General features: G+C 53.6%; 2 protein-coding genes. Both read left to right on the forward strand.

Annotated features, from left to right (window positions below; genetic code table 11):
- On the forward strand, nucleotides 1-197 hold a 197-nt coding region (locus DPQ25_RS14860), incomplete at its 5' end, for a hypothetical protein (protein WP_112333836.1).
- Nucleotides 198-294: 97 nt separating this feature from the next.
- The coding region (locus DPQ25_RS14375) for a peptidoglycan recognition protein family protein (protein WP_146740581.1) at nucleotides 295-560 on the forward strand (266 nt) is incomplete at its 3' end.

A 560-nucleotide genomic window follows, 5' to 3' on the forward strand; every position in this document is an offset into this window, starting at 1 on the left:
AAAAGTATATCGAGCTGGAAGGGACAAGCTACCCCATCGGAGATATTTTCCGGCGGTCGTATGCGAACAGCGCGAATGGGCGAAAGCAGGTCCAGGAGGAGATTGCGGAGCCCTACTTCAGCGCCGTTATGGCGGTATGGGGAGAAGAACCCACGGTATTCCCGGAGGAACCGGAAATCATTGAAACGGAGGCATGAAACATGAGCGAAAGCATTTTGGAAATCGAGCTTGGGCCGGGCGAGGAAATCAGCGCCGAAACAGCCAAAGAGCTGAGCAACGGAAAGGGTGAAGAGCATGAGTAACAGCGCATTGGTGAACTATACCTGTATATCCCCTAACAGCAATAATCCGCGGAACGCCAGCATAAAAAAGATCACCATCCACCACATGGCGGGCAACCTCTCTGTTGAGACCTGCGGGAAGATTTTTGCCAGCTCCGCCCGTCAGGCTTCCTCCAACTATGGGATTGGAAGCGACGGAAGAGTGGGCATGTATGTGGAAGAGAAAAACCGCTCCTGGTGCAGCTCCAGCCCGTCAAACGACCATCAGGCGGTGACAAT

The sequence above is a fragment of the Hydrogeniiclostridium mannosilyticum genome (assembly GCF_003268275.1).
Taxonomy (GTDB): Bacteria; Bacillota; Clostridia; order Oscillospirales; family Acutalibacteraceae; genus Hydrogeniiclostridium; species Hydrogeniiclostridium mannosilyticum.